Annotated in this window: 28 protein-coding genes; 9 read left to right on the top strand and 19 right to left on the bottom strand. The window is 34.8% G+C overall.

Going from position 1 to position 25,658, the window contains the following annotated elements; translation table 11 throughout:
* Nucleotides 1–2,586: a prolyl oligopeptidase family serine peptidase gene (locus tag AAC069_RS17390; protein WP_339921703.1), complete on the top strand. Its 2,586-nt coding sequence runs from the start codon at nt 1–3 to the stop codon at nt 2,584–2,586.
* Between the two features lie 57 nt (nt 2,587–2,643).
* On the opposite strand, the gene AAC069_RS17385 is transcribed toward AAC069_RS17390, so the two are convergent.
* The 4 genes from AAC069_RS17385 to AAC069_RS17370 form a co-directional block, all read right to left on the bottom strand.
* On the bottom strand, nt 2,644–2,910 hold the full coding sequence (locus tag AAC069_RS17385) for a hypothetical protein (protein ID WP_339921702.1): 267 nt from the start codon (nt 2,908–2,910) through the stop codon (nt 2,644–2,646).
* A 95-nt stretch (nt 2,911–3,005) separates the two neighbouring features.
* Nucleotides 3,006–4,517, bottom strand: coding sequence for a MauE/DoxX family redox-associated membrane protein (locus AAC069_RS17380; RefSeq protein WP_339921701.1), 1,512 nt, complete (start codon nt 4,515–4,517; stop codon nt 3,006–3,008).
* A 151-nt stretch (nt 4,518–4,668) separates the two neighbouring features.
* On the bottom strand, nt 4,669–5,592 hold the full coding sequence (locus tag AAC069_RS17375) for an AraC family transcriptional regulator (protein WP_339921700.1): 924 nt from the start codon (nt 5,590–5,592) through the stop codon (nt 4,669–4,671).
* A 37-nt stretch (nt 5,593–5,629) separates the two neighbouring features.
* On the bottom strand, nt 5,630–6,007 hold the full coding sequence (locus AAC069_RS17370) for a hypothetical protein (RefSeq protein ID WP_339921699.1): 378 nt from the start codon (nt 6,005–6,007) through the stop codon (nt 5,630–5,632).
* Between the two features lie 210 nt (nt 6,008–6,217).
* Between AAC069_RS17370 and AAC069_RS17365 the strand changes: the two genes are divergently transcribed.
* The 3 genes from AAC069_RS17365 (at nt 6,218) to AAC069_RS17355 (ending at nt 10,512) form a co-directional block, all read left to right on the top strand.
* Nucleotides 6,218–8,659, top strand: coding sequence for an aminotransferase class I/II-fold pyridoxal phosphate-dependent enzyme (locus tag AAC069_RS17365; protein WP_339921698.1), 2,442 nt, complete (start codon nt 6,218–6,220; stop codon nt 8,657–8,659).
* 279 nt (nt 8,660–8,938) lie between these two features.
* The gene (locus tag AAC069_RS17360) at nt 8,939–9,256 is read left to right on the top strand and encodes a hypothetical protein (protein WP_339921696.1); all 318 of its coding nucleotides are present in this window, start codon (nt 8,939–8,941) and stop codon (nt 9,254–9,256) included.
* A 401-nt stretch (nt 9,257–9,657) separates the two neighbouring features.
* On the top strand, nt 9,658–10,512 hold the full coding sequence (locus AAC069_RS17355) for a hypothetical protein (RefSeq protein ID WP_339921695.1): 855 nt from the start codon (nt 9,658–9,660) through the stop codon (nt 10,510–10,512).
* Nucleotides 10,513–11,337: 825 nt separating this feature from the next.
* Here the strand turns inward: AAC069_RS17355 and AAC069_RS17350 are convergent.
* Genes AAC069_RS17350 through AAC069_RS17335 form a run of 4 tightly spaced genes read right to left on the bottom strand, consistent with a single transcriptional unit; the run spans nt 11,338 to nt 12,923 of the window.
* On the bottom strand, nt 11,338–11,796 hold the full coding sequence (locus tag AAC069_RS17350; RefSeq protein ID WP_339921694.1) for an NAD(P)H-dependent oxidoreductase: 459 nt from the start codon (nt 11,794–11,796) through the stop codon (nt 11,338–11,340).
* A 6-nt stretch (nt 11,797–11,802) separates the two neighbouring features.
* Nucleotides 11,803–11,946, bottom strand: a complete 144-nt coding sequence (locus tag AAC069_RS17345; protein WP_339921693.1) for a hypothetical protein — start codon at nt 11,944–11,946, stop codon at nt 11,803–11,805.
* Nucleotides 11,947–11,948: 2 nt separating this feature from the next.
* Entirely contained in the window at nt 11,949–12,311 is a 363-nt protein-coding gene (locus AAC069_RS17340; RefSeq protein ID WP_339921692.1) for a DoxX family protein, read from the bottom strand.
* A 15-nt stretch (nt 12,312–12,326) separates the two neighbouring features.
* A complete protein-coding gene (locus AAC069_RS17335; protein WP_339921691.1) occupies nt 12,327–12,923 on the bottom strand; it encodes an NAD(P)-binding domain-containing protein in 597 nt (198 codons plus the stop codon).
* Between the two features lie 115 nt (nt 12,924–13,038).
* On the opposite strand from AAC069_RS17335, the gene AAC069_RS17330 reads away from it, so the two are divergent.
* The 3 genes from AAC069_RS17330 (at nt 13,039) to AAC069_RS17320 (ending at nt 14,644) form a co-directional block, all read left to right on the top strand.
* The gene (locus tag AAC069_RS17330) at nt 13,039–13,392 is read left to right on the top strand and encodes a helix-turn-helix domain-containing protein (protein WP_339921690.1); all 354 of its coding nucleotides are present in this window, start codon (nt 13,039–13,041) and stop codon (nt 13,390–13,392) included.
* Between the two features lie 429 nt (nt 13,393–13,821).
* The gene (locus AAC069_RS17325; RefSeq protein ID WP_339921689.1) at nt 13,822–14,067 is read left to right on the top strand and encodes a hypothetical protein; all 246 of its coding nucleotides are present in this window, start codon (nt 13,822–13,824) and stop codon (nt 14,065–14,067) included.
* Nucleotides 14,057–14,644, top strand: a complete 588-nt coding sequence (locus tag AAC069_RS17320) for a hypothetical protein (protein ID WP_339921688.1) — start codon at nt 14,057–14,059, stop codon at nt 14,642–14,644. The genes AAC069_RS17325 and AAC069_RS17320 overlap by 11 nt, the downstream gene beginning before the upstream one ends.
* A 728-nt stretch (nt 14,645–15,372) precedes the next feature.
* Here the strand turns inward: AAC069_RS17320 and AAC069_RS17315 are convergent.
* The 4 genes from AAC069_RS17315 to AAC069_RS17300 are packed head-to-tail and all read right to left on the bottom strand — an operon-like array spanning nt 15,373 to nt 16,937.
* The gene (locus AAC069_RS17315; protein WP_339921687.1) at nt 15,373–15,549 is read right to left on the bottom strand and encodes a hypothetical protein; all 177 of its coding nucleotides are present in this window, start codon (nt 15,547–15,549) and stop codon (nt 15,373–15,375) included.
* A complete protein-coding gene (locus tag AAC069_RS17310) occupies nt 15,536–15,775 on the bottom strand; it encodes a hypothetical protein (RefSeq protein WP_339921686.1) in 240 nt (79 codons plus the stop codon). The genes AAC069_RS17315 and AAC069_RS17310 overlap by 14 nt, the downstream gene beginning before the upstream one ends.
* Before the next feature lie 9 nt (nt 15,776–15,784).
* Entirely contained in the window at nt 15,785–16,180 is a 396-nt protein-coding gene (locus AAC069_RS17305) for a DUF5675 family protein (protein ID WP_339921685.1), read from the bottom strand.
* Nucleotide 16,181: 1 nt separating this feature from the next.
* Nucleotides 16,182–16,937, bottom strand: coding sequence for a hypothetical protein (locus AAC069_RS17300; protein ID WP_339921684.1), 756 nt, complete (start codon nt 16,935–16,937; stop codon nt 16,182–16,184).
* Nucleotides 16,938–17,584: 647 nt separating this feature from the next.
* Between AAC069_RS17300 and AAC069_RS17295 the strand changes: the two genes are divergently transcribed.
* Together AAC069_RS17295 and AAC069_RS17290 are read left to right on the top strand one after the other, a co-directional pair.
* Nucleotides 17,585–18,349 carry a hypothetical protein gene (locus tag AAC069_RS17295; RefSeq protein ID WP_339921683.1) on the top strand — a complete coding sequence of 255 codons (765 nt, stop codon included), beginning with the start codon at nt 17,585–17,587 and terminating at the stop codon, nt 18,347–18,349.
* Between the two features lie 189 nt (nt 18,350–18,538).
* Entirely contained in the window at nt 18,539–19,279 is a 741-nt protein-coding gene (locus tag AAC069_RS17290; protein ID WP_339921682.1) for a CpsB/CapC family capsule biosynthesis tyrosine phosphatase, read from the top strand.
* A gap of 17 nt (nt 19,280–19,296) precedes the next feature.
* Here the strand turns inward: AAC069_RS17290 and AAC069_RS17285 are convergent, their stop codons facing one another.
* The 7 genes from AAC069_RS17285 to AAC069_RS17255 form a co-directional block, all read right to left on the bottom strand.
* Nucleotides 19,297–21,150 (bottom strand): nucleoside-diphosphate sugar epimerase/dehydratase, encoded by a 1,854-nt coding sequence (locus AAC069_RS17285; protein ID WP_339921716.1) that lies wholly within the window; start codon nt 21,148–21,150, stop codon nt 19,297–19,299.
* Nucleotides 21,151–21,422: 272 nt separating this feature from the next.
* Nucleotides 21,423–22,562: a DegT/DnrJ/EryC1/StrS family aminotransferase gene (locus tag AAC069_RS17280; RefSeq protein ID WP_339921681.1), complete on the bottom strand. Its 1,140-nt coding sequence runs from the start codon at nt 22,560–22,562 to the stop codon at nt 21,423–21,425.
* Between the two features lie 33 nt (nt 22,563–22,595).
* Nucleotides 22,596–23,171 carry a sugar transferase gene (locus AAC069_RS17275; RefSeq protein WP_339921680.1) on the bottom strand — a complete coding sequence of 192 codons (576 nt, stop codon included), beginning with the start codon at nt 23,169–23,171 and terminating at the stop codon, nt 22,596–22,598.
* A gap of 28 nt (nt 23,172–23,199) precedes the next feature.
* The gene (locus AAC069_RS17270) at nt 23,200–24,153 is read right to left on the bottom strand and encodes a glycosyltransferase family 4 protein (protein ID WP_339921679.1); all 954 of its coding nucleotides are present in this window, start codon (nt 24,151–24,153) and stop codon (nt 23,200–23,202) included.
* A gap of 139 nt (nt 24,154–24,292) precedes the next feature.
* A complete protein-coding gene (gene rfbA, locus AAC069_RS17265) occupies nt 24,293–25,162 on the bottom strand; it encodes a glucose-1-phosphate thymidylyltransferase RfbA (RefSeq protein WP_339921678.1) in 870 nt (289 codons plus the stop codon).
* A gap of 19 nt (nt 25,163–25,181) precedes the next feature.
* Nucleotides 25,182–25,307 (bottom strand): GxxExxY protein, encoded by a 126-nt coding sequence (locus tag AAC069_RS17260; RefSeq protein WP_339921715.1) that lies wholly within the window; start codon nt 25,305–25,307, stop codon nt 25,182–25,184.
* Between the two features lie 88 nt (nt 25,308–25,395).
* Nucleotides 25,396–25,658, bottom strand: a 263-nt coding sequence (locus tag AAC069_RS17255) for a hypothetical protein (RefSeq protein ID WP_339921677.1), incomplete at its 5' end; no start/stop codon positions are given.

Here is a 25,658-nt window from a genome sequence, read left to right as displayed (position 1 = left end):
ATGAGAAAATTATTTTTTACAATAGCTTTTTTAGGGGCGATATCCAATATGTGTAGCTATGGTCAGCTAAGAAAAAAAAGCCTGACACCAAATGATTACGATACCTTTAGTACGCTTTTGGGTGAAAGTATCGCTCCTGACGGAAAATGGATTAGCTACACCCTCGATTATGATGTCGGGAACGACACACTGTTTCTACAACAAGTAAAGACAGCAAAGAAACAGGCGTTTTCCCTCGCAACTGATGCTCGCTTTAGCCCGGATGGGAAATGGTTTACTGCGCTGCACCCCCAAAAAGGAATGGTACTTCAAAATCTAAGTACAGGTGTGCAACGCTGGTTTGAAGGAACTACTGATTCAGAATTTTTTGGACGCAATGAATATCTGGTAATTCGTCAGAATCAAGAATTAATGGTGCTTCAGTTGCAAACCAATAAGGAATTTTATATCCATGATGTAGAAAACTTTACAACGACTGCTGCTGGAAACACTTTGATTTTCTCTACCAAGGAGGGTGTTTTTCTTTTGCAACCCGAAAATGACACTATAACGAAAATACTAGTGAGCCGTCATGAAGGCACTTTTAGTAATTTCGTCTGGAAGAACGATGGTGATGCACTGGTATTTATGGAACTGCAAGACACCAAAGGATACAAACTGGCCAATTATAAAATCTGGAATTATACTGATATCAAAACCAATCCAAAATTATTTTGCCTCGACACTCAAAAATCAGAAACAATAGCAAACAAACACATTGTAATCCCAAACGGAAAGGAAGCAATTGGTATTTCACCCGATGGCAAACGCATATTTTTCAATATGGCGCTTCCTGAGAAAAAACCGAAACAAAAAACAGTTGAAGTGTGGGATGCGCTTTCTCCCTTGGAATATCCGCGCCAACAAAATATAGGAACGGGCGAACATGTACCAATAGGCGCAATATGGATACCAAGTACAGATAAAATAGTAACGCTGGGCAGTCAAGAACAGCACGAGGTCTGGCTCACTGCGACCCACAATCATGCAATCACGTATAATGCGCTGGATTACGAGCCCCAATATTATTTACATGGGTGCGCAGATATGTACTTAATCGATGTCAATACTGGTAAGAAACAATTATGGCTCAAAAAACAAACACTCGAGCCGCAAACCATGGGCTCTTCACCAGACGGAAAATACATCAGCTATTTTCGGGATGGTAATTGGTGGGTGTATGACATTACTAAAGCAAATCACACGAATATAACAATAGGTTGGGAAATAGTATTATTCGATTACAGCTATGGTGTAAAAACACAACTGGAGCCATATGCTGGTCCCGCATGGACAACTGATGGGCGATTGATTATATGCAGCCAGTATGATATTTGGATAGCCTCAGCTGACGGTAAAAATAAAAACAGGATTACAACTGGACAAGACACTCAAGTCAAGTTCAAGATTTCTCCAGCCTCAGAAATAACCCACAAGCACAAATCCTATGACCTGCTTACTCAATATTATGACCTTTCAAAAGGCTTGGTGTTAGAAGCAACCGCCGAAAATAGGGCTACGGGCTATTACCTATGGTCTCAAAAGACCGGTCTAAAGAAATGGATTTTTACCGATAGCAAATACAGCCATTTACAAAAAGCGCAACTTAATAATAAATATAGTATTCTGGAAGAAAATACCGCACTCTCCCCTCGGATTCTCTTTTGTTCCAAGTTGGGAAGCAAACCCGCTATTGTATTTCAAAGCAATCCGCAACAGGAACATTTTGAATCTGGTAAAGCGGAATGGCTTTCATATAAAACTCCTGATGGGAAAGCACTGCATGGCGTCTTGTTTTATCCCGCTGGTTATATCGCCGGCAAGCGGTACCCTATGATCGTTTACATATATGAAAAACAAGGCTACAGATTACATCAGTACCTGAAACCTTCAGCTTACCAAGCTATTGGTTTCAGCCATGCAAATTATGTAGCCGACGGCTACCTTGTATTTTGTCCCGATATAGTATATGATTTAGGAAGTCCCGGCAAATCTGCAGTTACTTGTGTAGAGACTGGTGTCCGTGCCGTAATTGACAGGGGGATTGTAGACAGTGGACATATTGGACTAATTGGTCACTCTTACGGTGGTTATGAGACATCCTATATAGTAACGCAGTCTAAGCTTTTTGCCTGCGCTGTTGCTGGAGCTGGCGTAACAGATATGGTGAGTGCTTCACTGAGCATGAGCGAGGGTGCTGCCCGTTCACAAATGTGGAGGTACGAAACCTACCAGCCCAGAATAGGAAAATCACTTTATGAATCTTATGAAAAATACATTAATAATTCTCCAATCTCACAAGCGGAAAACATTAGCACACCACTGTTGAGCTGGAGCGGTAAAGAAGATAAGTCCGTAAATTACAGCCAAAGTATGGAATTACATCTGGCAATGCGAAGGCTGCAAAAAAGGCATGTTTTATTACTGTATAATGGGGAAGGCCATTTGTTAGAACAACCTCACAATCAATTAGACCTCAATGGTCGTATTCGGGATTGGTTTGCCTATTACCTTAAAGAAAAACCTTTTACATACGATGAATTCTAGAAAACAACAAAGCCAGGTTAATATCCTGGCTTTGTCTTTTTTTAAGCTTTACCCCGCTTAAGGAATGATTTTGTAAAGCTGGGTAGGACAGGAAGAACCATTAAAATGACGAAGAGTCACATTACTGCTGTTTTTACACGGCAACGCTGTTTCTTCCACACTACAGCTCACATTAGTCTCTGTACACTGAGGATTTGGGAGCCTTCCCAATTCAGTAGTCAAAACGGAATCATTTTCAGGAGCTTGGCTAAAAGCAAATGCTCCTACAACTGCAAACAAGATGGTTGCGAATTGAAGTCCTGGTTTTAAAAAACGTGTTTTCATAATATTAAAATTTAAATTAATGGTTTACTCTATTACAGGTTTTCAACCGTTTCCCTGACATCTAGCTAGGATATGCTTTATACTTATTCAATCTTTTATAATTTTATTCGCTCATAATAGTCGGTCTGCAACTGGTAGACCTGAAGATACTTTCCACAAATTACAATGACCTTATTATCATCTACTTTAAACTGGGAAACTTTTTTCCCGGATTTATCAGGAAGGTAAAAGCTAAATACATAACTGTAGTCGATAAGATTATAGACATCAAGTACTGAAGCGCTTTTCCACATAGCAACGGGCTCGAATCGGCCTGTCATAGCAGCATTAATAAATAGATATTTTCCGAAAGTCGAAGCCCCCTTATTAACTATATAGGGAGGACTGGCAAGTTTTCCTATTTTGTCACCGTCACTATAGGCAACCTTTATTCGCGCTATACTGACGGTATCAATGGTTTTGCCTGTACGCTCCGGTAGTAAAGAGGGAGTGGCAACCACATACTGATTGCGGTAATAGTAGGTATAGATAACCTTTTTCATAAACGGATTGTACTGTAAAATACCATTGGTGTCAAAATAACCGTCTATTTGCTTGGTTAGCAAATTAGGGACTATTTTTACATCTAAATCATCTTTCCCAGCAATTGTACCCAGTACATTCCTGTGCGTAACACTACTAACAGTTGATATAACAACACTGCTAGAGTCTATAGGCTCAATACGCGAAAAAAACACCTTCTTTTGCATCCATAGTTGTGCTTTCCAGTCTTTCGTTGAACCCTTGAAAATACAGGGAACACTTCCGTCACTGACATAAAAATAGGGTGATCTTACCATAATTTTTAAGGATCTGAAGGGAAAGTCGGTCCTTGAAAGTTTTATAAGGTTGACCTGCTGAACTTGTAAAGAAGTATCTATTATTGTTATGCTTAAAGGGGCTCCATAGTTTCCAAGAAATATTTTCCCTTCACCGGCTCCGGCTATGTAGTACGCATCAGACTGAAGGTTGCGCTCATGTATAAGCTCAGCAGAATGCTGTGGAAACCGTCGTATAAAATTATTATGATGATGCATCGTATCTTCAGACAACAGGAATAAAACCAGAACAATCGAAATACTGCAAAATACATTAAGAAATAGAAAAGGAAAACGGAGCACCTTTCTCGTCAAATTAGGATAATCTGGCTCTTTATTGACAATAAATATACCGGCCATAGCCAGAAACACAAAAATGAAATTAAAAATAAGATGTTCATGCCAGCCCAATTTTTCAAGAACTCCTCCACAAGAACAAGGTACAAATGGACTAAAGTTCAAGATAATTATTATATACGTAGTAAACATTACCATAATGCTTAAAGCAATAAATAATGCAACATTCCTGAATTTTGGAATAAGGAGCAGACCTACAGTAAAAAATTCTGCCAATGGAACAAGATAAGAAATCCACCCCGCATAGGCGCTCAATAATGGAGATTGAGCCAGCTGTATCTGAAAATTCTTAAAATCCATTAATTTGTTAACGGCAGCATAAACGAATAATAAAACATACAGCAGGCAGATACTGTCGAGAATAATACTTTTGGTTACGGTACTTAGTTTCATATCGGTAGACTTTAAATTTAATCCGATATAAAATTCCGAAAAACAAAAGACTAAGGCTTTGCAAATCGGTAGTATTTAGTTGTCAAAAAGGTATTATTTACACACCCATTATAAAACAGCATCGTATTTAAGGCAGTAGAAAAGGCTGTCGCTATTGCTTTCTTGTAATTTTATTAGGTGCATAACCATACGATTTCCTAAATGCTTTTGAAAAATTAGAGTAATCTATAAACCCGCTCATTGCGGCAATTTCTTTAAGTGGTATGCCAGTATTCTCAATTAACAAATGTGCTTTTTTTAAGCGTTCTACATTATAAAATTGATAAATAGTGGTTTTAAATAAATGTTTAAAACCATATTTTAACTTATACTCATTTGTACCAAAAATATGAGATAGCTCTTTTAAATTTGGTAAAGGACTATCAATATGAATTAAAATATAATCGTAAACCTGCTGAATTAATTGTACATCGGACAAACGATAAACGAACTCTTTTCTTGGAATCACAGGGACAGCAGAAGAATCATTGGCAATAACATTATCCTTAACTGCTGTAGTAACTATTGTAGTAACTAAGCTAATTAATATTTTAGTACTATCCATAAAACGGCAAATGTTACAAAAAGCAGGCACAAGCAATTGGTTTTGGCTTACAAAAACCAACTCCAAGTTTTCTGAATAACTACTATTCTTTGACAATTTCTCCTTGATGCTATTAAAAGATACAGCGGATTCTTCTGATAAAATAATTTCAAAAGTGGCTCCATAAAGCATTTTTGGACTGTATCCCAATAAAATAGATACATCTGTACTTATCTTTTTTACTATCCAACTGGAATCTACAATAAAACTGGCCTGAACATAGGAACTATAGCTGTTGTGTGGATTTACATAACTCAGATGAGAAAAAGAGGACTTTAATTCTTCGGCTACCATATTCAACAGCAATATTAAGGATTCCACTTCATCATCAGCTGTACTCCGCTGAATACGATAGCTGAAATTCCCTACTGCCATTTCAAGCAACATTTGGCGAATAGGCCTAATACGTTCATGATTAATTTTATCTTCCATGAAATACCATAGCATTTAAAAAGAGTTTTTAGTACAACTAAATATAATTGGAAACAAATGCTATCGCGGCCAATTGATCTGTAAATAGTCGGGTAGGAACGCTGGGTTTATTAATTTTAAGATAAAAATAACTTACCATCACAGAAACTTGTTCGTTGACCAGTAAACCAACTGCTTTAATAAGCAACGAACCCGATTGCGCTAAATAATCTCGTGCTGGTTTATCCATGGATACAATGCCTCGGGCATCACAAAAAATTGGATAAGCCACATCATTTTGAAACTGAATCCTATCAGCTACAATACATTCTGCAGCCTCTAAATTAATGCTGACATTATCTTTATATATAAAAAAAAGAATAGTCCCATCAATCCAAAAACGAGCAAATTCATTCTCAAAGCCGTCTATATCCATTTGGTAATATTAAGTAAAACAGCACAAATAAATGAAATATTATTCACAAATAATTAACAAATACTAATAATTTTATACAAAAAGCAACAATTATTCATTATTGTTGTCAATTCGGGAGTATTACATGTCATATAGGGATTTTCGCATAAAAAAGCCAAAATATCTAATTTTTTATACTCACTTTTATAAAAATAATCAAAACCTTACACTATGGCAAAAATTAAACACAACAACTTTATTGATACCGTTGATGAAGTATTTTCAGGAGCGAAAAAAGAGGGCGTAATGCATCTTTATGCAGAGGATAAATCCTTAAATGGGAGAACAATTCAAATAAAAGGCAAAGAAATGTTCCATTTTGGAACTACAGGTTACCTTGGATTAGAGCAAGATAGCAGATTGAAAGAAGCAGCAATTGATGCCATAAAAAAATTTGGAACCCAATTTCCATTATCTAAATCCTACATATCAAATCCACTATATGCAGAACTAGAAGCTAAAATGGAGGCTATGTACGGTATTCCTACTATTATCACCAAGAACAGTACCCTCGGTCATATGGCGGTAATTCCAACAGCGGTGAGAGATGAAGACGGAGTCATTCTCGATCATCAGGTCCACTGGAGTGTCCAAACTGCTTGCCAATTACTCAAATTAAGAGGTATTCCAGTCGAAATGATTAAGCACAGCAATATGGTTTTGCTAGAAGATAAAATCAAACAATTGATGTCAAAATGCAAAAAAATTTGGTATATGGCTGACGGAGTCTATTCCATGTTTGGTGACTATGCTCCTATTGCAGCACTAATGGAACTTAGTAAAAAATATCCACAACTGCATTTGTATTTTGATGACGTCCACGGGATGAGTTGGAAGGGTAAAAACGGCACGGGCTACGTGTTAAGCGTACTAAAAGAAATACCGGATAACGTGATGATTATGGGCACATTAAGCAAAACATTTGGAGCCAGTGGCGCCGTTTTACTTTGTCCAAATGCAAAGCTTCGCGAAAAAATAAAAGTTTTTGGTGGCCCGCTAACTTTCTCTGCACAACTGGAGCCAGCTTCGGTAGCTGCTGCCATAGCTGCTGCAGATATCCACCTGTCTGTAGAGATCACCATTTTACAATCGGAACTAGCCGAAAAAATAGCCTATTTTAATGAATTAATTTCTAAAACGGCTTTACCAATAATAGTCAAAAACGATTCTCCGGTTTTTTTCCTTGGTACGGCAATACCAATAACTTCTTATAAATTAGTTCAAAACCTATTCGAAGAAGGATTCTTTGTCAATCCTGCAATATATCCAGCGGTTCCTGTTCAAAACACAGGGATTCGCATCACACTTTCGAGACACAACCAAAAAGAAGAAATAAAAGCATTAGTCGAAGCAATAGAAAAGTATTTACCCATCGTGCTCAAAGAAACAGGAAATAGCTTAAGCAAAATACAAAGTGCATTTGGTTTGGTCGAGACCCATACTACTATAGACACAATAGTTGACAAATCCTCGTTACAACTGAAATATGAAACATCGATATCAAAAATGGACAAACCTACTTGGAATGAGTTACTAGGACAACAAAGCACATTTGATTGGGATGGCCTTCATTTTTTAGAAGTTGCTTTTGCCAATTCTGATGAACCTGCAAACAAATGGGACTTCCACTACTACATAATCAAGGACAAGAATGAAATTCCTTTAATAGCCACTTTTTTTACTTATGGACTTTGGAAAGACGACATGATGGCAACAGAATCAATATCAAAGCATTTAGAAGAGGAAAGAATAAAAAATCCTTTATACCTAACCTCTAAAGTGTTAGGAATGGGGTCTTTATTCACCGAAGGAAATCATTGCTATCTTAATACATCACATCCATTAATAGAAGAAGCTATTCTAATGCTATTGCAAGAGATAGAAACTCTTTACAATAATTTAAATGCTGATATGTTAGTATTAAGGGACTTTGAAGAAAATGAACAATTAAATCGCATATTCCATAATCAAGGTTACTTAAAAGCTAATATGCCCGACTCCTGTGTGGTTGAAAATCTGGAATGGGACACTCCACAAGCCTTTACCAACAAACTTTCCCCACGTTCTAAACGCCATTTTATCGAAGAAGTGCTTCCCTTTGAAAAGGCTTTTGATGTAGTAATAAAAAATGAACTAACTATAATAGAAACGGAACAGATCTATCAACTCTATAAAAACGTAAAAAACAATAATCTCGCCTTTAACACTTTTACCTATCCTCCTAACGTATTTATAGCCATGGTCACCGACCCAAATTGGGAATTTATAATGCTATATTTAAAAGATGAAGACAATGAGCAACAACAGGGGCAATTAGTGGGCACGCTTTTTTGTTATAAAAACAGCAACTATACCTATTCTCCCTCTTTGATAGGAATGGATTATAACTATGTTAGAGAATTTCAGATTTACAGACAACTTTTGTATCAAGGAATTAAACGCGCCAAGGAACTGAATTTTAAAAAAATAGATTTTGGTTTTTCAGCCACTTTTGAAAAGAAAAAACTGGGTGCCACAGTAATTCCGAAAGTAGCCTACGTTCAAGCAAGAGATAATTTTTCAATGGAATTGATGGGAACACTTCAAAACGATGATAAAACACACAAAAAATAACAAACCACAATATATCATAATTCGTCGATATCCTCCATTTTGTAATTCCAACAAAGGAGGACACGACGCCGTGCGCCAACTGATGAAGTAATCTCGTCAAATGCAATTTTATGTATTTAATGAAACGCAACTCAGAATCCTAAACCTGAACATGTAACACAGAACTCAGAATACTGAAGACTGAAAAAGGAATACTGAATACTGATCACTAAAAACTGATCACTGATCACTGAAAATTGACCATTAAAAACCAAATATTAAAAAACTGAACACCATCCAATGAATTACATAAAACACCTCACTGGTTTTTTTGATCGTACCATACAAGACCACCACCTAAATCCTACACATATAAGCCTTTATATTGCATTATTCCAATACTGGAATGTAAACCATTTTCAAAATCCTATAAGCATATCCAGAGAGGAAGTGATGCTAATAAGTAAGATTTACTCAAAAGCAACCTATCACAAATGCATGAAAGAGCTAAACGAAAAAGGATATATTAAATACGAACCCTCATTCAACCCATTCAAAGGCAGCATGGTAATTCTATTTAATTTTTCAGAAGACCAAAACCAGTTCAAAAAAGAGTAAACCAAAAAAAATCATTAATAAAAAACACCAATAAGAAAAGTATACGTTCTCTGACAACCTCCTTACCCCCACGCTGGCACGAATCCTTTCGTGTGGTTCTTTATTCAAAAACGATAGTTGTAAAAACAGAAAAAAATGAAACAGGCACTGAGATGTTAGATGTTTTTTGTTCGAGTTAGCTATTTTGGAGTACCGTTCTTTGAAGTCTCTGACTTCGAACTATAGCATCTTCCAGACTAGAAATACACATAGGTAGCAGAAAATTCCTGAGATATATTGCATTCCAAAAATGCGAAAATTCCAGTTTTGGCACAACTTTTTTGTTATATTTGATGCAACTAAAACGGATGTTTTTCACAAACTGACTTTAGCTGTAATTCTAAATCCAATTTTTTACCAAATTGAAATACAATCTAAAAAACACCACATATGTTGAATTTTTCAATAAACTAAATACATTTTTGGAACTTATTGAAAATGAAAACAAAAGTCTAATTGAAATAAAAAAAGAAATAGATTTATTTTTAGATGAATACATCTATCCTAGTTCTGTTGTTTTTTTAGATATTTTTGATGAAAATAATTATTCAATTTTCAACAGATTTAAATCAAATGCAAAGACGGAAAACTTAGAATATGAACGAATTGACCTTTATAATAAACTCACAATATTAATTGATTATCTATCGATCATTGAGTATTTCGACAATCACAAAGAATATCTAATTCTAAATAGCATAACTGAAAAATCAGACTTTTTATTAAATAAACTCAACAAATTGTTTAATGATAATTTTTACTCCATTAGCCTTGTTTTTAAATTAAATGATATTGAGTTTAGAGACGGAGAACCTAGAGAAATAGCTGAAAATTTATTCAAAAGAGGATATCTTATATTACAAGAAGAATATGGTAAATCTGATAATTCAAAAATATCTATAAAAGGCGCTAACTATATTGAAAGAAAAAACAAATCAAAACTCATAGAAAAGAATACAAAGAAAAAGAATACAGACTTAGATAGAAAATTAGATCAAATAACAGAGTATTTAATTAAATTAGGCTATGGACAGGAAATAATTTTTGAAGAAATTGAAGAATTGAGAGAGTTGCAATCAAAAATTTCGAAAAAATCTTGGAAACAACTTTTGAAAGGAAAATTATTTGATTTGGTAGTTGACGAAATTTTAAGCAAAGAAACTGTAAATCAAGTATTTGAATTCATAACAAATTCTTCAATAAAACTAATAAAATAAGTCCACAACTGGTACTCGCTCGTTGACAACGAGTGCCTAAATTATAATCAGATAACGCGGGATCGCATTCCGTGACCGTCAATAAGAAACGTACAACTCCTTAAAAGTACAGGAGTGTTCTTATATAAAATTTTAAAGTAAAGATCTTTTATCACTCAAATTTAAGTATTCAATTCGCGAATCACACACTACACTATTAGTTACTAAGGCATTAAAATTATAGGTTTGAAGTCTAATCAAATCAACAATGACAATGCTGTGGTATGAAATTCTAATAGCAATACCAGTTATAATTACCGGTGCTTACATCCGAGGTAAAATCTACGAGCATAAAAAGAACTGGTTTAAAAACGATAGCTGGAAAAACAAAAAAAATGAAAGATGTTGAGAGGTATCTTTTTTAGTTGGGAGATATCTTTTTTTATATGATATTTTTACTGATAATGTAGAAAACCGTAAAGGATAGTAGAAATGGTTTTGTAGGTTTGGTACGTCCTGTATAAAACTATTTTATGCCACAAACCCGACCATCGGCTACTAGCCCAAACGTAAGCGGCCACCATTCTAAAAATTGAACGGACTTACCATATGTTACGACTAAAAACATTAATAAGTAGATTTGTGATCCACTGATGCGCCAGGATCACCTTTAGTATTCCTACTTTAAAAATTTTAATTTCCAATGGTAATCTTATTCTTAGATGCAGAAAAACCGAGATGTCATATTACCTTGAAGAAAGGATGTAATGACAAAGTCATTTTTAATAATAACGTCCTAAAATAAGTTGTGTTTGGTGCTATCTTATTTCAGGACGTTTTTTATATTTAAAATGAAAATTCGTTTACAGTTTTTAATGCTTTGGTTACAGCCATATCTTTTATTTCAGGGATTACGGTTCCCTCAACTCTGAAAACAGTAATATCCGTCATACCCAAAAAGCCCAAAACGGCTCTCAAATAAACTTCCGTAAAATCAAACGGCTTCATTGGTCCTTCAGAGTAGATACCGCCAGAAGCAATTGCTAAATACACCTTTTTATTTTTTATTAATCCTTCTGGTCCATTTTCTGTATAAGTAAAAGTAAAACCTGCTCTTGCTATATGGTCTATCCAGGATTTTAGTGTCGATGGTATCCCAAAGTTGTACAAAGGCACGCTGATCACAATTATATCGGCTTCCATCGTTTCTTTGATTGCATCACTGGAAATTTTGATTACTTCTTTATCATCATCTGTTTGCAAATTTTCGGGTGTAAAAAATGCTGCTAAATGAACTTCATCCAAATGTGGCTAAGGATTTTTTCCTAAATTAACTGTTTGTAAACTACTGTTAGGATATTTAGTTTGCAATTTTTCGACAATAGCGGTTGATAATTTGCCGCTAAAAGAATTCTCTCCCGTAGCACTAGATGTAATATTTAATATTTTTTTCATTTTTATTCATTTATTTTATTGCTATAGATATAGGATACTAAAAGGATGCCTAAAAAAATCAAAGGCATAATTGCTGTTGACATTGGGTCGCCACTTGATATGTGAGCAATAAATGCAGAAACAAATGTTATGGTAAAACCCAAATAAGCCAAACCTTTAATGTTTTTTGAAATAGTGGGAATCAGCAATAGGATTGCTCCAATAATTTTAGCTATCGCCAATTCAATTCTGAAATAATTTGGAAATCCGAGATGCACAAAAGCACCTTTCATCTCTTCATTTGTTAAATAGCTATAAGCACTAAAAAGCATCATAGCACCAATTATACCTGTACTAGTCCAATAGATAATCTTGTTTGTTTTCATTTTGATATATTTAAATTAAAGTTTTATAAAGTTTAGAGTAGATAAAGCCCCTTTTGCTTGTTGAAATTTACTGCCAACCGATAAAGAACCTAGATCTACTGGTGCAAATCCTATTGCCTTAATCATCTCACTTACCTGAATTTTAGCCTCTTTATCATCACCGGATATAAAAAGGACTCGATGGCCATTTGCTACCTTTGGGTCAGCTTCAAGTATTTTAAAATAAAGGGTGTTAAAAGATTTTACAATTCGAGCACCAGGAAGGTAATTCTGGACAATTTCACTAGATGCACGGTCACCTAAATCCTCAACCTGAAAATCAGGTGTTATAAAGTGGTTGGTTGCATCAATTACAATCTTGTTGTTCCAATCTGTAATTTGTGTAAGTGTTTTAACTTGGGACCATGGTAATGCTAAAAAAATAATTTCAGCTTCAGTTGCCTCAGCTATTGTTACAGCTTTTACTTCAGTTCCTAGTAACGCAACCGTTTCTTTTAAAGATTCTGGACCTTTACTGTTGCTGATCATTACAGAGTAGTTGCTTTTTAATAGGTGTACTGCAACCGTTTTTCCAATATTTCCTGCTCCAATAATTCCGATGGTTTTTTTCATTTTTATTTATTTTGTTTATTCAGCAAATGTCACTATATTTACTATACAAAAGTTAGAACTATACTAAAGTATAGGACTATACTTTGGTATAGTGACTTAAATAATTAAATAGAAAATGGAAAAAGAAGTAATAAAAACACATGGCTCTTGTATAGGTTTATTACAACCTGTATCAGATGCGTTGTATGTACTGAGTGGAAAATGGAAGATTCCCATTTTGATTTCATTAACATTCGGAAATAAACGGTTTGGACAAATGGCAAAAGAAATACCAAAAATTACAGAAAAGATGTTGTCAAAAGAATTAAGGGAATTGGAATTAAATCAGTTGATAAAACGTACTGTATATGATACTATTCCTGTTGTAGTGGAATATTCTATAACAGAATATGGTCATTCTTTAGATAAATTGATTTTTGAACTTGCTACCTGGGGAACTGAGCATAGAAAACGAATTATTGGAAAATAAATATTGTTTGTCGTCCGATACTGTTGGCAGTAATATTTCCCCTACTCTTCGCGGTCTCCTGACCTCAAACCAGTATCTTTTCGAAATACCGCAAATAAAAAATATGCGGTGATTACTCTATTAATCAACGTGTTTTTGCGGTAAATACAAAGCCTTTTTAAGGTACGGTTATCAAAAAAAAGTATGCAATTCCCGAATTTCCCCACTCACGCATGAATCCTTTCCTGTGACTCCCAAAACTACAGCGAACGTACGAAGTAATGAAAGTAACTTTTTTCTAAAAATGAATACAAAGTATAATCTTCAACTAATCTTATGAAGCTTTGAATTTGTAGCTAAATTGGAATTATTTAGAAGTTAATGAAAAGTAAAATTGCCATACAATGAATTATGATTTTACTATATTTGTAATTCAATAAATTTATTATCATGAGTGTAAAGAAAGCTTTCAGAAAAGATGTTTTACAAACAAAATCGCTTGTAAAAGCAGGCAAGGTAAGTGCTACAAATGCATTACGTGCCTCTAGGGCACTGGGTTTGACAGTGGCTTTTATTGAAAAAGGCGTAATATATGAAGAACTGCCTGATGGTTCTAAAAAGGCAGTAGAAAAGGTAAAAAAAGGAACGGAAGCTCCATTTGTGTTATCTAAAGGAATGGTACTCCATGCCAAGTAGTAAAAAAATAAGGATTTTTGCTGGGCCTAACGGTTCAGGGAAGAGTACTTTATTTAAAGAATTTTCCAAGAACTACAATACGGGCTTTTTTATTAATGCTGATGAACTGGAACAAAAACTTTCAGAATCAGGCTTAATCGACTTAAAAGAGATAGGCCTTTCGGCAACCCAAGCTGATTTAGATGCTTTTAAATTGTTACCTTCTTCACAGTCTCTTATTCAAAAAGCAGCTCATGATGGGCGCGCAATAGATGTTCTTATTAAAGAGAATTTTATTGTTGACCGCTCTAAATCAACTCATAGCTATGAGGGTTCTTTTACCGCATCATTTATAAGAGATTTACTAATAAAGCAAAATAAATCTTTCAGTTTCGAAACAGTAATGAGTCATGAATCTAAAATTAATGAGATAAAATCTGTAGTTGACCTTGGCTATAGTGTTTATCTATATTTTGTTTGCATTGACAGTCCTGAAGTAAATATTTCTAGAGTTTCAAAAGAAAAGATTTACTTAAAAATAAAAAAACTGCATGCAACCAATAAACGTTCAATTACAACCTCCTCACACCGCCCTTAAAGAAAAAGCATAAGAAAACAACGATGAAGTAAAGTGGCAACAGTCCGCGAGTTGAGCCTGGAAGGCGAACGGCTCGGGCTGCGGAACATAGTTTTAGAGGTAGTTTTTAATTTTTTGGCTTGATCGTTTGTTTCTTTTGAAATCGCAGATTCACGAACTACAATAAATTATTAACTCGTGAGAAATCAAGACAAAAGAAAAGATTCATGAACACAACAAACATGTTATTACAAACTCCTCACAACGCCCTTAAATTAAAAACGTCAAAAAACAACGAAAAAACGACGTGGCAGCAGTCCGCGAGTTGAGCCTGAAAGGCGAACGGCTCGGGCTGCGGAACATAGTTTTAGAGGTAGTTTTTAAGTTTTTAATTTTCAGGCTTGATTTTTTTGTTTCTTTTTTAATCAAGAAAAAAAGAAAAAATTCCCTTCAAAGTAAAAATCACTCCATCTGTTCCTACTTCTGTGATCTCTCCTACGTCGAGATGACAAATTACTCAATAAAACATTTTTTACTCCTCCTCCTTTATCTTTTTAAACAAGAAAAAAAATTAACAGTAGTACACCCGCAATTCTTTCATAATAATAAAAATCGAGTGACGAGTAACGAGTAACGAGCAACGATTTTCGATTTTCGATTTTCGATTCTCGATAAACAAAAAAAGCCCATTCCTTTCGGTTTGGGCCTTCACTTCGTTTTAATTTTCAGTTATAAAAACCAAATTAAAACTATTTCTGGTACTTCTTTATTATAAATTTAAGTACCATCGATATTCCAAAACTGACTATCGCTCCAACAGCAGCCAATAAAACAGTTTTCAAAACATCCTCCGAATGCAAATTCGGAACAACACTCAAGAAGGTGCCTCCTGCCGTACCCATCAGAGTACGATTACTCGTTATCATCTCCTACGGGATAAGGAACATCTCCATAAAAGGTAGTAAGCTGACTTACTGCTGACAGCACTCCTCCAGCAACAGCCAGATACCCTCCAATCGAACCAATCACGACAGGTAAGCCAACTGGCGCGCTAATGATAACGCTCCCTAAAGCAGCCAAAACCAATCCTATAGTACGAAGGTCTTTAAAAAATTTTGGCGTTGGAGCTTTTGCTCTATTTACTATATTCATAATATAAATTTAAGATTGAACAATTAACGAAACGATTGCGGACTGATCCAAAGCTTGATATACTACATTTTTAACTTTAGTAAAAGCCAATCGGGATTCCAAACCTGAACCAGCCCCCGAAAGATGCGTTACTGGAGCAATACAGCCTTTCAATTCACGAATAGCATGATTAGCAGGATGCAACAAAATAGAACTTCTGTTTTTTACAGCAACCACTTCAATATGCCATTGAAATTTCCGATTGTATCGCTTTCGCAATAAATAATACCCTTCTGGAATGCAGGAAACGCATTTCTCATTTGCTCGCCATGGCAATTCAATTGTAAAACAAATAAATTGGCCATCACAAACTAGTTTTCCATTAGTTCCCTCTGGAAAATAAGTTCTGGACAATACCAAAACCATCTTACAATCCACTTACTTGAACCAATGCCAATGGATTATAAGCCCCATTTTTCAAAGGATACATCCTCCCATTAACCTCTTGGTAATATTCCACTCCAAGAGCCAAAAATAAGGGACTCACACTATTTGGTGTTACTGAATTCAAATGATTGATGACAGCAGTTGGGGTCATATCCCATGGTAGAATAGCTGTTTCTGAATTGGAAGTAACAAATGTATCAGCCTCAAAATTGATTTCAGCTCCTGCTGAAATAATTTTGAAATGGGTAGTGCCTCCAGGAGCAGCAATCATATTGGCAGGTATAAAAGAAGCTAAATTAACAGTTATTTCCCCTGTAACTCGATCAATTAACCCTAAAAACGGAGCAAATAAACTTGTCCCTAATTTTCCGCCTACATTAAATTCAAATCCCACAAGCAATTCTGCTTCACCGTCAATAACATTGCGCAAGCCACGTTCATTGACCAAGTCGGCTTGGATCACTTTGATCATAGATTGAGTAAGTCGGCTCACCATTCGGCTGTCGGCAGCATTCAATAGTAAAGTCCGTAATGCCGTTCGCAAAGTTTTACCTGCCTTACCAGCTCGTCCAAATTCAGCACCATTTTCACGTGTGCGCTGAAAAGCGGGATCATTAGCAATTCTACTTGCATCAACCCCTCCTTTTTCACGGGCCATATGACCGTCTTTGGTTTTGTAAAAAGTAATATCGCCAATAGTACCTTTTAATTTAATTATTCCTTTTTGTCTTGCCATAATCTTTAAAATTTAAGTTAAAAAAAATTTACTACTTGTTCATCCTGAATATTCGTTGCAACTAAATCGGGAATGATTTCAGTAAAGTTTCAATTAATTAAATCATATTTCAAAAAGCAGATGTCAATAATGGTACTAAAAGGCCTACAATTACCCTTTTTAATCAATCCATAAGTGATTAATTTTCATAACTTTACATAAGTTTTCAAATTAAAAGAAGTCAATGGACTTTAATTAGGGATTAAAATAAAAAAATGTGATTGCAAGTAACATCAGGGTATGTATTTATCCAAAAGATGTACAACGTATTACTGGTAAAACATACAGACAAGCACGGTTATATCTGCACAAGATAAAAACCACCTTGAAAAAAGAGCCACATCAACTACTCTCCATTCAAGAGTTTTGTGACTATTCAGGGCTTCAATTGGAACATGTTTTGCGTTGTATAATTGGATAACAATTGAAGTCATAAAAAACGGCTGATGTACTTTTCTAAACACACAATACCTGTTCAATAAGCAGTTCAAATAATAATAAACGCGCATCGAATAACGAATAACGGTCATCGAGCAATGCTAAACGAACATCGGTCAACGAAAAACGGATAACGAAAAACGAATAACGACCATCGAAAAACGAAAAATATGGCAAAAATACTAGCACCCTTCTTAATCAAAGGAACCATAGACGACATTAACTTTGTAGTAACTGCAGACGGAAATAACTATGCAAGGGCGAAAGGAAAAACGGGCATCACAGCCAAAGAATTTAAAAACAACCCCATTTTTGATAGGATACGAAATCAGGGACAAGAGTTTGGAGGCTGTGCAAAAAAATCGGTTGTATTTCGTCAATTAGCATCCCGTTTCAATGAACGGGCAAAAGAGGGAAGCTTTGCTGGTAGGGCAAACAAACTACTGTTCGAAATTTTACAAGAAGACACAACCCAGCCACAGGGAAAAAGAACACTGGCGGAAGGATTAAAAACAACGAATGGGAAGGATTTTTTATTGCTTTTTGAAAGCAACAGTCTGAGACCATTGCAGAAAGTCCTAAAAATAAAAGAACAATTTGATCTAGGCAATCAAACAATTACGCTGTCTAAATTCAAGGCGAAGAAACATATAGACTGGCCTGAAGAGGCTACACACGTACATCTGGCTATAGCTACAGCCAATTGGGATTTTGAGAACGACACACACGACACTTGTTACAGCGAGGAATGGGTCCTGGATAAAGAATCCGTAAAACAAAACATAATAATATCAACTAATAAACCAAAAGGAAATAATGTACACCTAACGTTCCTATTCATCGGATTTTCAAAAGTAGAGCGGAAAAAACACAAAATGCTGCACCGAAAAAACAACACTTCCACAATAATAGCCCACTATAATCCCACAGCCTGATAACAATTTGGCTACAACTCATTACGCAAGGAACAGAGTGTACTGCTAACTGAATACTGATCACTGAACACTGAATACTGAATACTGATCACTGAATACTGATCACTGAATACTGAACACTGAATACTGAACACTGAATACTGAACACTGCCCCCTTGAACACTGATTAATTTTTTCTACATTTGCAGAATGCTTACATTTTTCAAATCAAAACCCGTACTTAAAGACTTAATTCCGGACAACCATATCGATATCCACTCTCATCTTTTGCCGGGTATTGATGATGGCGCTCGAAATTTTGGGGATAGCTTACGATTAACTAAAGCACTTCAAGGGTTTGGCGTTACAGAGTTCATTACTACACCACATATAATCCAGCATGTTTGGGACAATACCCATGAACAGATTATTACCAATAAAAAGAGTACGGTTGCTGAACTTGAAAAAAACAATATCCGACTTCCTTTTAAAGCAGCGGCAGAGTATTTAATGGATGATCAGTTTGTACGTCTCTTTCAATCCCATGACCTACTGACTTTGAAAGACAATTATGTATTGGTAGAAATGTCATACATCAATGCACCCATCCAATTGTATGCTATCCTTTTTGACTTGCAGGTGGCGGGATACATACCTGTACTAGCTCACCCAGAAAGGTATCTATTTTATCATAATAATTTTAACGAGTACTTAAAATTGAAAAGAGCAGGCTGTTTATTCCAATTGAATTTATTATCGACAGTAGGCTATTATGGAACCAAAATTACTAAAATTAGTGATCAATTATTGCAAAAAGGAATGTATTCCTATGTGGGCTCCGATGTGCATCACGACAATCACATTGCCTCTTTTGAATTAAAAGTAAAAATAAAAGACACCACACCATTAAATGAAATAATAGCCAACAACCAATTTTTTAAAATCGATTAAATAGTATTGTATGTATTTTAATTGACATCCAATACCTCATAACTAGAATTCATACTCTTAAACTCAGGTACAATTTCTTTCATTTTTGAAACAATTGCCTCATTTTCAAAAAGATTAGCGATTTGAATTAGATCTTCAATATCGGTATGCAAGTTTTCGTATTCATCTTGAATTTCTTCTGCAATCATAATTTTATTATGATAGGTAGGAATTGTTTTTGATGTATCATTTAATAATTCCTCATACAGTTTTTCACCAGGTCGTAAACCAACCACTTTTATCATGATGTCTTTGTCAGGAACAAACCCTGCTAATTTGATCATCTTTTTGGCCAAATCAATAATTTTAACTGGTTTACCCATATCAAAAATATAAATTTCTCCTCCATTACCCATGGCTCCAGCTTCGAGCACGAGTTGACAGGCTTCGGGAATAGTCATAAAATACCTAATAATCTCAGGATGTGTTATGGTTACTGGTCCACCATTGGCAATTTGTTTAGTAAACAAAGGAACTACAGACCCATTCGAACCTAGAACATTCCCAAAACGAGTGGTGATGAATTTGGTTGCTTTTACTTTATTTTCTTTTTGGTTTTTTAATTGGAGTGATTGTACATATTTTTCGGCAATTCTTTTACTGGCGCCCATCACATTACTTGGATTTACTGCTTTATCAGTAGAAACCATTACAAATTTTTTAACTTGATATTCACAAGCCAAGTCGGCAAGATTTTTAGTTCCAACTATATTGGTAAGAATGGCTTGAGATGGATTTTCTTCCATCAAAGGGACATGCTTATAAGCAGCTGCATGAAAAACGACTTGAGGTCCATACTGCCTGAAAATAGTATTCATGGACTCTTTATTTCGCACATCAGCAACAATGGTAATTATTTTGGATTTAAATTCGGTAATATTCATCTCCAAAAACAGATGATGTAAAGGAGTTTCTGCCTGATCCAATACAAGTACAGTTTTGGGATTAAAGAGTAATACTTGTCTAACAATTTCACTTCCTATGGATCCCGCTGCGCCAGTAATCAAGATGGTTTTATCTTTCAATTGCTTCGATATGGATTTATTATCCAATACAATCGGTTTTCTTTCCAATAAATCTTCGATTTGAATATTTTTAACTTTTTGAGAAATCTCTTTTTGATTTTCCCAATCAGCAATCAATGGTACCTTATAAACTTTAAAATTAAATTCTAAACATTGATCAACTATAAGTAATCGTTCTTCTTTTGACAAGCTTTTATCCGCAATAATAACGCCTTCTGCTCCAATAGAACGCATTAAAGTGGGTAATTTTTTCTTTTGAATTAATATAGGCAAATCTAACATTCGCTTTGACGAATTCTGATTATTCTTATCCACAAACCCTACTATTTTAAAACGGGCTGGCGTTTCCAATTTTAACGCTTTAGCAACGGATATGGCATTAGCATCAGTACCGTAAATAATGGTTCTCGATAATTTAACATCACTAGTTTCCGAAAAATAATGTTCGAATGTTTGCTTTACAATTACGCGATATAAAAACAACCCACAAAAGGAAAGCACCATATTGATGAAGAGTGCCGTATTTAAAAAAGCTTTTCTTCCAATTAACATCTCAAAAGCAAAATTCAAAATAAGAAATACGATGAGGACAGCCATTTGTGAAAACAACAATTTAACAGCATCTATAAAAGAAGAATGCCTAATTATTCCCGAATAGGTCCTGAACAACCAAAAAAAGAAAACATTAACTCCCAATAAAACACCTATAAAAAAAACACTATGAGGTGTGATGATATACTCTAATCCAGTACCTCTAAAAATCAAATAGGTAAAGAAAAAAGCAATCATAAGCACAACAACATCCATCATTACAATTATCCACCTTGGCAAATAACTTAAATTATGAATGTTAAATCGTAAATTTTCTCTAGAGAAAAAATGAGATGAAAAAGAAGTCGATCCTGATTTTGTATTATTATTCAAAATAAAAATATATTTTTTTAGACTAATGCTTTATAATACATCAAAAATAAGACATAATGAATCGAAAAAAAAATAATACAATTCATTATAATTGCGTATATATAAATGACCAAAAGGGAATAAATTAAAAAATGACCGTTTGGCTCCTAATCAATTTAGGGATTGAACAAATTAACTAGTACTGATTTAATCCTAAATCGGTCCTCCTCAGAAAGAGAACTCCCTGAAGGCAAGCAAAGTCCTTTATTAAAAAGGGATTCGGCAATAGCACTTCCATAATAGGGATAGCTACAATAAATAGGTTGCAAATGCATGGGCTTCCATAAAGGTCGGGATTCAATATTTTCTTCTCCTAGAATTATCCTAATCTTTTCATTGGTTATTCCATTGGTAATGGTATCATCAACTAATATAGTACTCAACCAATAATTAGCAAAATAATCAGTATTGGGAACTGAAAAAACAGAAACCCCTGGAATATTCTGGAATAAATCAACATAAAATTCATGCATCTCCCTTCTAGATTTTACATGCTGGTCTATTACTTCCATTTGGCCTCTACCAATTCCCGCTAAAACATTACTCATCCTATAATTATATCCCACTTCACAATGTTGATAATGAGATGCAGGTTCTTTGGCTTGAGTAGCCAGAAAAATAGCTTTCTCTTTCAACTCTTTTGTCTTCGTTACAATAGCGCCTCCTCCTGAAGTGGTAATAATTTTACTTCCATTAAAGGACAAAGTACTAACGTCTCCAAAAGTACCACACCGTTTTCCTTTATAACTACTACCCAAAGCTTCGGCACTATCTTCAAGAATAGGGATATTATACTTACTAGCAATTGTTCTTATTTCTTCAACCTTATAGGGAACACCGTAAAGCGTAACAGCAATTATTGCTTTTGGACTTACACCTTTGGCTATTCGGTCAATAATAGCTTCCTCAAGGGCAATAGGACATAAATTCCAAGTATCGATTTCGCTATCAATGAAAACAGGAGTGGCTCCCAGATATAAAATAGGATTTGCCGAAGCTGAAAAAGTCATACTTTGACAAATTACTTCATCCCCTGCTTGAACTCCCAATAGAATTAATCCCAAATGAATGGCTGCAGTACCTGAGCTTAATGCGGCAACCTGTCCTGAGCCCAAGTAATTTTCAAGATTAGCTTCGAAAACATCAATATTTGCACCCACAGGAGCGATCCAATTGGTATCGAAAGCTTCCTGAATATACTTTTGTTCGCTGCCACCCATATGAGGTGGAGAAAGCCAAATTTTGTTTTTAATCATTTTACGATCAATAAAATACTTACAAAAACAGTATTAATTCTTTTTAAATAAAGTAACCTTAATTGTTTCTAAAATTATTCTAAAATCGCCACAAATACTATGGTTATAATAATAGTCTAGATTTAACTTTACTTTATCAGGAAAAATAAAAGTGTCATTATAAACTAAAGGATCAGCTTGTTTATTTAAAATGGCATCCTCATTGGTATATTTTATAGTGGCCATACTGGTCAATCCCGGTTTCAATTCCAAGAGTTTACGATTTTCCCCCTTTAATAAATCATAATAACCGGAAACATCAGGTCTAGGACCAACAATACTCATGTCCCCTTTTAAAACATTAAATAATTGGGGCAATTCATCTATTCTAAATTTACGAAGGAATTGTCCTATTTTTGAAATAGGAAGTGCTACTGACGAAAATGATTCTCGAATCGTGCGGACTTTATAAATTTTAAATTTATTTCCAAATTGACCTATTCGCTCTTGAATAAATAATCCGCTGGTATGGGTTTCAATAGCGGCCATTAGAACAGAAATAATAATTAGCCAAAATAATAAAGTCAATAAAAACAGCGCGAAAACAATATCAAAAACTCGTTTTGCCATTCAAGGGAGGTATTTATAAAACTCGTTTTTATAGGCGTATTTTATTCACCTTTCTAACAATAAAAGCTCTCAACAATAAATAAACAAGAGTCAATGTCAGTAATAACTCAAGGACGAAAAGCCCAGACAAAATTCCTTGATTATCCATATAAATAATCAAACCATTGATTAGCAATTGCACTCCAGCATATATAACCGAAATTAAAACATGCGAAAAACCCATCTCATTAGCTAAATATTGATACAAATGAGAACGATGGGGTTGAAAAATATTTTCTCTTTTTTTAATTCGGTTCAAAATGGTAATAACAGCATCAATTCCGTACACCGAGAAAAAAAGAATATACCCCAATTGCTTGGTATCCAATATCGTTTTTATCATGAAATAACCCAGAAAAAGAGCCATACTGATACTGCCTACATCTCCTGCAAATGTTTTGGCTTTTTTTCTAACATTGAATATCCCAAAAGCCACACAGGATAAACCCATGGTAATTAATAATGGCAAACTGGAAACCTGTGTAGGTAAAAATGAAAAACTAATAATTGCTGTTAAGGCATACAACACCGTTATTCCATTAATTCCATCCATAAAATTAAAGGCATTCACCCAGCCAATTAGCAATACAAATACTATGGGAAGCAACCATAAAGACTCGACGAATAAATTTAAATCATAAAATACCAATCCTACTGCAATTACATGAGAAGCAAAACGAGGTAATTGAGATAATGGCTTAATATCATCGATAAAACTAACCACTGCAACTATAAGAACTGCCAAAGTTAATTCCCAAGAAACAGATCCAAGAAAAAAAGCGATACATATAGCAATTGGAAAAATAATCCCGCCTCCTCTTAAAGTGATGGTACTATGCGAAGATCTGGAATTAGGCTTATCAATAATATTGTATCTATCGGCAATTTTGAAATAAAGGAGTTCAATTCCTACCAATAAAACTAGTAATGTAATATATATCATATTTTAAAATATAGGTATAGGCAATCTAAAAACTCTGAATCCTGAACACTGATCACTCTAATCACTGCCCACTAATTACTGATCACTCTGAACACTGATCACTCTGAACACTGAACACTTATCACTGAACACTGAACACTTACAACTTATGCTTCAATAATTCCAACAGGTATTCCCCATAACCTGATTTTTTCAAAGGTGCTGCCAAATCTTTTAACTGTTGTTCTGTAATAAAACCTTGCCTCCAAGCAATTTCCTCAATACAGCCCACTTTCAAACCTTGACGCTCTTCTATAACTTGAACAAACTGTCCAGCTTGCATCAAACTATTAAATGTACCTGTATCTAGCCAAGCGGTTCCCCTGCTTAAAATACCCACTTTCAACTTTCCTTTTTCTAGATAAACTTTATTGACATCGGTGATTTCATATTCACCACGCGGACTTGGCTTGATGTTCTTTGCAATTTCTACAACTGAATTATCGTAAAAATACAATCCTGGAACAGCGTAATTTGATTTTGGAACAGCTGGCTTTTCTTCGATAGAGAGCGCTTTTAAATTTTTGTCAAAGTCAACTACACCATATCGCTCTGGATCCGAAACATGATAAGCAAAAACAACACCTCCCTCAGGATTGGTATTGGATTGCAATAATTCATCCATATTCGAACCAAAGAAAATATTATCTCCGAGAACCAAGGCAACACTATCTTTCCCTATAAACTCTTCTCCAATTACAAAAGCTTGGGCCAAACCGTTAGGAATAGCTTGTTCCGCATAACTAAATTGACAACCAATAGCCGATCCATCACCTAATAATTTTTTGAAATTAGGCAAATCATGAGGCGTTGAAATAATTAATATTTCATTTATCCCCGCGGTCATCAAAGTAGACAACGGATAATAAATCATGGGTTTATCGTACACCGGCATCATTTGCTTACTCATAGCTAAAGTAAGAGGGTGCAAACGAGTTCCTGAACCACCTGCTAATATAATTCCTTTCATAGTATACTAATTTTACGATTTAATTCGAATTTTTCAAATTAATCATTCTTTTATAAGTTAATGAAGCTGTGCCAAAATTAATCAACATACCCAATTCCAAATTGGTACATCTTAAATAATTTGTCAACTGGGTATAAAATGTTATGGGTATTTTGACACCTATTTTATTTCGATAATAATTTCACAGAAAAATAACAATATTAATTAAAGTTTTGGAGTTTTAGATCTATTTTTTAATTGTAATCCAAATTGCTACTATTTACCAAACCAAATGTCCTTAACATCCGCAGTCGAGCGTCAAATATTTGAAGAGTATACAAAAAGAAAAAGAACTTCTCTCCATTCACCACAGCTAAACTCATTTCTCTTTTCTCTATCTTCTTTTTAACCACTCCTAACCCCGCCCTTAAATTAAAAACGTCAAAAACAACGATAAAACGGCGTGGCAGCAGTCCGCGAGTTGAGCCTGAAAGGCGAACGGCTCGGGCTGCGGAAC

Origin of the sequence: uncultured Flavobacterium sp. (assembly GCF_963974175.1) — a bacterium.
Classification (GTDB): domain Bacteria; phylum Bacteroidota; class Bacteroidia; order Flavobacteriales; family Flavobacteriaceae; genus Flavobacterium.
Note: the sequence above shows the minus strand (reverse complement) of the source record. Positions and strands in the feature narration are given on the sequence as shown.